The organism is Actinomyces sp. ZJ308, assembly GCF_011752065.1.
Taxonomy (GTDB): Bacteria; Actinomycetota; Actinomycetes; order Actinomycetales; family Actinomycetaceae; genus Actinomyces.
Window position 1 is genome coordinate 1 of sequence record NZ_JAAIJY010000059.1, and the last position, 4,374, is coordinate 4,374.

Below are 4,374 nucleotides of genomic sequence, written 5' to 3' on the forward strand. Positions count from 1 at the left end.
CCGCGCCGGGTCGGCCAGTGCCTCCAAGGTCATCCTCGTGGCTCGCTCGCGCAGCTCATCGGGGTACTTCTTCTGTCCCATGACAGTGATCCTTCCGTGTCATCACTGCCTCCATCAAACCCGGGGCGATTCAATGTCAGCGCTGGCCGAGGTGAGCCGGCGCCGTGACGCGGCATCCGTTCTGGGACTGGGCCCACGCAGCGCGGAGCTGGCGACGGCGAACCTGTCGCTGGAGACAGCACCCTGCGCTCCGGCCTACCAGCTGTTCACCGGGGTCCTGTACGAGGCGGCGGGGCTTGAGTCGATCGCCGAGGATGCTGCCGGGCGTGGCGCCCTAGCAGACCACTGCGTCATCCTCTCGGGGCTGTGGGGAGCCATCTGCCCCACCGACACGGTGCCCGACCACCGCCTGTCCATGGGAACATCACTGCCCGGGCCGGGGCGCATGTCGTCCTTCTGGAAGCCGCACCTCGCGCCGACGCTCAAGGACATGGCGGCGCAGGGTCTGGTGGTCGACTGCCGCTCGGCCGACTACGCGGCCGCGTGGAAGCCGTCGGCTCGTGACGGCATCGAGGTCATGACGGTGCGCGTGGTGCGCATGGCCGACGATGGCACCCGCAAGGTGGTCTCCCACATGGCGAAGCAGGCGCGGGGGCTTCTCACCGGTGAGCTCCTCAGAACCGCAGCCGAGCAGTCCCTGCCCCAGGAAGTGCACGCCGACGACGTTGCCGCCCTGGCCGCACGGTTGAACAGCGTCGACGACGTCGAGCTGTCCGCGCCGGACCGGATGGGGCGGCGGGTCCTCACCCTGATGACTCGCTGATGCCGGCCCCGCCATTCATACCTGGTCAGTGACTGCCTCCCCTACCCGAGAGGCAGTCGCCCTCAGATGTCCATCCGTACGACGATGACGTCGTTCTCCTCGGCGTGGATGATCTCCTCCTTGGGAGCGGCCATGATGCGCGCCAGCTCCTGTGGGCTGATCTCAACGGCGCCGCCCTCGATGGCCCGCCCTCTGAGGGCGACCGCGCCGAGTCCCCCAGTGGAGCGGCGAACCGCCTCGTAGTCGGCCAGGAGAGCCGTCTCAATGGTTCCGGCCAGATCCGCCCGCTGGTTGTCCAGAGACTCGATCTCCTCATCGAGCCGCGCGAACTCGGCGTCCCGCTTGGCGGTGAGCTCGCGCCCGGCTGCGCGGATCTCGGACTCCTCCCGGCTGAGGCGCTCGGTCTCCTCCCGGGCCGAGTCGAGCGCCTCCATGGCGACGATCTGAGCCTCCTCCAGGGCCGACTGGCGCTGACCGAGCTGGTCGATCTCCCCCTGGATGGCGGAGAGGTCACGGGCCGCGCTGTTGCCGGAGTGGAGGCGCTCGCGCAGTACCTCGGCGCGGCGCACCACCTGACCGACCTCGTCCTCACTGCGGGTAGCCTGCGCCTTGGCCTCACCGAGGGCGGCGTCGGCCTGAATGGCGGCTCGCTTGTTCGTCTTGAGGCGCTCGATGACCGACTCGATGCGGCTGAGGACCGGAAGGTGCTTGCGCTCGTGACGCAGCCGTGCCAGGCGGGAGTCGAGCTCCTGGAGTTCGATGAGAAGGCGCTGCTGGGCGATGGGTGCGCTTGTCACGGCGTGTGCTCCTTCAGGTACGTACAGGTCGGTGTTGCGAATCCTCTCATGATCCTCTCACGCCCGGCCTGATCCGGTGGACAGTCGCAGTGCCCAGGGGTCCGTGACAATGCCGGAGACCCGGACGGCCAGGGAGGCGCCCCGAAAGTGGGCGCCCTCCTCAAGCCGTCGGGCAAGGGGCTCCAGGCCGACCCACTCGGTGGCCCAGTGCGTTCCGCACAGCAGGTAGGGGCGGCCGGCCTCGAGGTGCTCGGAGGCGGGGTGGTGACGCAGGTCGGCGGTGAGGAAGACATCGGCATGGGCCTGACGAGCCCGCCCCAGAAGAGAGTCTCCGGCTCCCCCGGAGACGGCGATGCGTTCGACGACGGCGTCGAGCTCACCACCGACGAGGAGACCGGGGGCCGAGTCGGGGAGGGCGGCTGCGACGTCGGCGGCGAGCTGACGCAGCGTGACGGGCTGCGGGAGCACGCCGATGCGGCCGATGCCCTGGTCCGGGGCGGCGGGGTCCGGCTCGAGGGGGACGGTGGAGGTCAGGCCCACGCGATCGGCGAGGGCGTCGGCCACTCCCCCGTGGGCGGCGTCGAGGCTGGTGTGGGCGTTGAGCAGAGCGATGCCGGCACGAATGAGCCGATGAATGCAGCGCCCCTTGGGATCGGTGGCCACGACGTGGTCGGTTCCGCGCAGGTAGAGCGGGTGGTGGGTGATGATCATGTCCACGCCGGAGTCGATGGCCTCGTCGACGACGGCCGCCACGGGGTCGACGGCCAGCAGGATGCTGCGTGCCGGGTCGGCGGGGTCTCCGCAGATGAGCCCGTTGGAGTCCCACGAGGCGGCCAGGCCGGGAGGCGCCGCGGACTCCACGAGAGCGACGACGTCGCCGACGCTCAAGGAGCCGTCCGGGTTGCCCTGTGAGGAATGGCGTCCGGCGTCAGAGGATGCGGGTGCGGTGGTGTGGCTCATGCAACCAGGCTAGCGGCCAGGCCGGGGAATGCCCGAGACCCGCCGATGCCGATGCGGCTCGGAGCGGCCGTCTGCCGGGGTTCTGACGGGTCCCCTGACGGAACACAGTGGGGAAAACGACCGACGTGTCCCCTCATCTGGGGTAACCTACTTCCGCACTGCCGGGGCCCTCCGGTGCTGGCAGCGTCGGCCTTCCTCGACGCCGTCGGCGTCTCGGCCGCGCCCCCATAGCTCAGCGGTTAGAGCAGCGAGCTTATACCTCGTGTCGTGCCTGATAAGCACAAGGTCCTGGGTTCGAATCCCAGTGGGGGTACCAGCCAGCTCTTACCCAAACCCACCCCAGCCGAAGACGTCTGGGATGTGGTCTCAGATGAAGAATAACGCTCACCTACTTGGGTGGGCGTTCTTCGTGTTTCAGGGCTCGTGAGGGTGCTGCGAGATGTGTGGCTGGTGGTGGGCGGCGTGGTCAAGTTATCGAGCTGAGCCTTGTACCGGAGGTGGTGCGCATGAGCAGCAGCCTGCAGGCTGGGGCTGGTCAGCTGGTCGAAAGGTGGGATGAGCTGGGCGGTCAGGATGACGCCGGAGCCAGTGTCGGCGAGGTGGATGGAGCGAGGAGTCTTGCCTCGTGCATCAGTCTCGTCGGCGGCTGCTACTCCCCCACTGGAACCACTGGCTCCTTCTCCTTCTCCTTCTCCGTTGCTGCTGCACCACACGTCATGCGCGTCTGCACACCGTCTCCACCGCACGACACACCAGGTCCCACGGCACGGTGTCGAAGAACGCCTGGATATCCATGTCGATGACCCAGTCACTCTCCCAGCACCGCCTCCTGCACACCGCGACCGCGTCGATCGCGCCGCGTCCGGGACGGTAACCGTACGAGCCCTGGTGGAACACCGGCTCGGCCCTGCGCTCAAGCACCAAGGCCACCACCGTCTGCGCCAGACGGTCAGCGACTGTCGGCACCCCCAGCACCCTGATGCCTCCATCAGGCTTGGGGATCCGAACCTGACGCACCGCAGGCGGGAAGTAGCTGCCCGAGGACATCCGGTTCCAGATCTTGTACAGGTTCGCCTGTAGATCCCTCTCGAAGTCCTCGATAGCCACCCCGTCGACCCCGGACGCGCCCTTGTTGCTCCTGACCCTCTCCCAAGCCTCCACGACCAGAGCCTTGGGAATATCGAACGCCTTACCCGCCGTTTTCGACGGCCTTGGCGCCACCCCTACCAATGACACTGACCCGCTCATCCCAATTCCTCCCAGAGACCCTGGTTGACCAGCACGAACACATCACGAACGACCCGACCCCTTCGCTCCGCCCCCATTACAGAAGCATCATCACTACTACGAGTCGGTCCGCCGGCGCCACACCCGCACCCAGCAGGCACGACAGCAAGGCGCCTTCTCCTGTTTCACGCAGACGCAGCAGACCGGGCTCACGCCGCCTTCACGCCGGGCACCGCCTGACCAGCAATACGGACACACCGCCAGACTCATCCCAGGGCACCTTCAAACCCCAGTTCTGATGCCATCCAAGCATTTCGACGCTTCCACAGCGGTTCACTCGCGTTCGTCTTCCCGGCCCCCACCTGACATCCGCCCACGGACGCCTTTTCCTTGAACGCTCACCACGACGGTCTTCAGCCAACGCAGCACAAGGCGGTTTGAAGCCATCATCCGCACAACGACTTCGAGGGGCCACAACCCTCATCATCTACGCAACACCATCCAGAAGCTACAGAACTACACCCACAGCTCCCTTCCGTTCAGGACACACGAAGGCCGCCGCTTTTT

Annotated in this window: 4 protein-coding genes and 1 tRNA gene; 2 read left to right on the forward strand and 3 right to left on the reverse strand. The window is 67.2% G+C overall.

What is annotated here, in order from left to right; all coding sequences use genetic code 11:
- Window positions 1–133 precede the first annotated feature (133 nt).
- Complete coding sequence (gene yaaA, locus HCR68_RS13700; protein WP_167150387.1) at window positions 134–823, forward strand: peroxide stress protein YaaA; 690 nt, start codon at window positions 134–136, stop codon at window positions 821–823.
- Window positions 824–885: 62 nt separating this feature from the next.
- Here the strand turns inward: yaaA and HCR68_RS13705 are convergent, their stop codons facing one another.
- Both HCR68_RS13705 and HCR68_RS13710 read right to left on the reverse strand, forming a co-directional pair.
- Window positions 886–1,620: a hypothetical protein gene (locus tag HCR68_RS13705; protein ID WP_167150389.1), complete on the reverse strand. Its 735-nt coding sequence runs from the start codon at window positions 1,618–1,620 to the stop codon at window positions 886–888.
- A gap of 57 nt (window positions 1,621–1,677) precedes the next feature.
- Window positions 1,678–2,580 carry a Nif3-like dinuclear metal center hexameric protein gene (locus tag HCR68_RS13710; RefSeq protein ID WP_167150391.1) on the reverse strand — a complete coding sequence of 301 codons (903 nt, stop codon included), beginning with the start codon at window positions 2,578–2,580 and terminating at the stop codon, window positions 1,678–1,680.
- A 221-nt stretch (window positions 2,581–2,801) separates the two neighbouring features.
- Between HCR68_RS13710 and HCR68_RS13715 the strand changes: the two genes are divergently transcribed.
- Window positions 2,802–2,896 (forward strand) — tRNA-Ile (locus HCR68_RS13715).
- A gap of 398 nt (window positions 2,897–3,294) precedes the next feature.
- Here HCR68_RS13715 and HCR68_RS13720 read toward each other — a convergent pair.
- The gene (locus HCR68_RS13720; RefSeq protein ID WP_167150394.1) at window positions 3,295–3,828 is read right to left on the reverse strand and encodes a reverse transcriptase domain-containing protein; all 534 of its coding nucleotides are present in this window, start codon (window positions 3,826–3,828) and stop codon (window positions 3,295–3,297) included.
- Window positions 3,829–4,374 lie beyond the last annotated feature (546 nt).